This is a genomic window from Nostoc sp. 2RC (genome assembly GCF_014222165.1).
GTDB lineage: Bacteria > Cyanobacteriota > Cyanobacteriia > Cyanobacteriales > Nostocaceae > Nostoc > Nostoc linckia.
Genome location: NZ_JACKZU010000617.1, coordinates 1 through 2,524 on the forward strand (window position 1 = coordinate 1; position 2,524 = coordinate 2,524).

Consider the following 2,524-nt stretch of genomic DNA (forward strand, 5'->3'; position numbering starts at 1 on the left):
TGGCATAATTCTATTGCTATTACTTTCAAGGAGCCACCATGATCGCTAAATCTTTTGGTGGCTTTTTGGTTTTTTATGCTGTTAACTCAGTGAACTTTACCCAAACAGACTTGTAATCAGAGTGCTTACACGTATCTGGGTATATAGAAACTCTGGCAGCTTGTAATGTACTGGTGGAGTCTGTTAACTGCATAATGTAAAGTTCTCTGTTTTTAAATGACTTGAGGATATTTCCTGTATAAAAGCAGGGTTTTCCAAGGGATATCAGTTCTAGGGCTTCGTCTCTTGTCATTGGTCATTAGTCATTGGGCATTGGGCATTGGGCATTGGGCATGGGGTAACACCGCCGCCGCACATGATTTTGTACAATATCGGTTAGCGATCGCCACTAACTGAAGCTCAAGTGCGATCGCCAAACAGCAAAAACCGCCCTCACCTCACTGGCAGGACGGTTTTATTCAGGTTCTTGCTTTTCAGTTTTTTCTTGTTGTTCCAGATCCTCGCTTAATTCGTATAGTTCTTGTAACCTAGCTTCTAATTCAGTTGCTTGAGTTTTGTAATAAGCCAGCTGTCTTTCAGTTTCTTCAATTAGCTGGCGAACGATTTTCCCAGTAATTCCGCTGCTTGACCGCTTTCTAGAGCTAAAGGTATTTGTTTGTTGGCTATTTTCTCCACTAACTCCGATCTGGTCATTCCGAGGCTCTGGGCTAATAGTCGAAGTGACTCCCACGATTCTGGTGTTACTCTCAAAGTTCCTGATATCGCTACTTTGCCGCTTTTTGGACGACCTGTCTTTGGCATTTTTTATTCCCATATCATCGACCTCTATTATCACACATCTAAAAGTATATAATTATCTTGCACTTTTAGACGTGCGGTATTAATATCATAATTATACTTTTACAAGTATAAAAGTCTGATTCCCCCCTCACCCTTGCCATTGAGCCTGTGAGGGCATATTCAGGAGCAAGCACCCGCGCCACTTGGCGATTGTTCCCCGGCGCGGAAACACCCTAACTAAATCACCAGTGAACCGAGTGCAGACACGCGTTGTCTGTGCGGTGATTTTGCAATGCACACTTACCCAGGACATAACCGCATGACAACAACCGTTGTAGAACTGATTGCAAACTTGAAACATTACCCAGATAACACGAAGGTGATTATCACAGATGTTGATGATAACGAATTTGCGTTAGTCGATTTCAAACATGAAAATAACACCGTAAATATCGTTATCGGTGAAATTGTTATTGATGAAAAACAGGAGGAATAATTCTGACTTCTGAATTCTGAATTCTGAATTCTAAATTATGACAAAACCAATTGGACATTTCACCAGTTATACCCCTGGTGACGGTTCTTTATTGGAATCGTTACAAGAGGAATACGGGTCAACGTTTGGGCAAATGTCTAGGCGAGAAAAACTCTTTTTAATTTCCTCACTCGCTAGCCAATTGTGCGAACAAGCCCCCGGAAGATGCCGCGATGAAATTTATGTAGTTGGGTATCAAGTTAATAGTTCCTTATCCCTCAAAGATAGAGAGGGATTGCTTGAAGCCCTAATTCATCAAACTCGTTACGGTCAAAGTTTAGCTGTTTTGCAATTAGGAGAAGCGCCTATGAAGCAATAATTAAATATTTTATCTAAGGATTTTGTGTAGAGAATACACCAGCGTGACTGGTAAAGCTTGCGCTGGTGTTTTTTTTGAAAAATTTGGAACTATTTATTATGACTTACCGCAATGAGATTAGACCGTGGGCAATTTTCCGAGTTATGCCCAATGGTGAAAATGAATGCATTTATCGATTTCGTACTCGCTCTGATGCCGATGCTTACGCAAGCATTTTGCGGCAAGGTGGCGGAGTTTTTCTAGTAATGTTTGACCAGCCACAGCCACAGTCAGTTAACCAAGGTTAGGGTCAAAAGCTCACGCTCAGTCAAAAGCTCACGCTCAATTGAACGCGAGAACGTGAGCTTTTAGTCCATCTACCATGTAAAAAATAGTACCTTAGCAAGGGTTTGTTATGCAACTCAAAAGCATCAGTTACAAACGAGTCTTAAACCTAGGAAATTACGAGAACAAACACCTAGAACTGTTTGCGGAAGTGGCAGATGGAGATGATAACGATGCTGCAATCTTGGAGTTAATGGAATTGGTCGAGCGCAATATCCGTTCTCAGATTGGTAACCAGTTCCAAAAACAAATTGTAGATTTAGAAGCACGAAAAAACCAATTACATGACGAGGTTTTTAACCTCAACCAAAACATAACAAAACTTAAAAAAACCAAAGAGGAACTAGAAAAGGCCGAATCTAAACCCGATCCTACCGAACCAGATCCAGATGACATCCCTTTTGATCCAGGGGATACACCGAAAAACAGCGGTGATATCCCCAACGGATTTTAGTTTTTACGTGGCGATCGCGCTTCCTTGGCAATGGAGCGATCGCCATAAATCGATACCAAAATTAGTTTAGCAAAATGCACACCATCATTAATACCCCATCAGTGTTTAGTTG

General features: G+C 41.4%; 5 protein-coding genes. 4 read left to right on the forward strand and 1 reads right to left on the reverse strand.

The genetic code is table 11. From position 1 onward, the window contains the following. Window positions 1-454: 454 nt before the first annotated feature. Window positions 455-814, reverse strand: a complete 360-nt coding sequence (locus GNE10_RS33780; protein ID WP_185570398.1) for a hypothetical protein — start codon at window positions 812-814, stop codon at window positions 455-457. Window positions 815-1,099: 285 nt separating this feature from the next. Between GNE10_RS33780 and GNE10_RS33785 the strand changes: the two genes are divergently transcribed. From GNE10_RS33785 to GNE10_RS33800, 4 genes are all read left to right on the forward strand, one after another. Further along, a complete protein-coding gene (locus GNE10_RS33785) occupies window positions 1,100-1,276 on the forward strand; it encodes a hypothetical protein (RefSeq protein WP_185570399.1) in 177 nt (58 codons plus the stop codon). Window positions 1,277-1,313: 37 nt separating this feature from the next. Beyond that, window positions 1,314-1,634, forward strand: coding sequence for a hypothetical protein (locus tag GNE10_RS33790; RefSeq protein WP_185570400.1), 321 nt, complete (start codon window positions 1,314-1,316; stop codon window positions 1,632-1,634). 98 nt (window positions 1,635-1,732) lie between these two features. Beyond that, window positions 1,733-1,921, forward strand: a complete 189-nt coding sequence (locus GNE10_RS33795; protein WP_185570401.1) for a hypothetical protein — start codon at window positions 1,733-1,735, stop codon at window positions 1,919-1,921. Window positions 1,922-2,028: 107 nt separating this feature from the next. Then, the gene (locus GNE10_RS33800; RefSeq protein ID WP_185570402.1) at window positions 2,029-2,412 is read left to right on the forward strand and encodes a hypothetical protein; all 384 of its coding nucleotides are present in this window, start codon (window positions 2,029-2,031) and stop codon (window positions 2,410-2,412) included. Window positions 2,413-2,524: the final 112 nt, after the last annotated feature.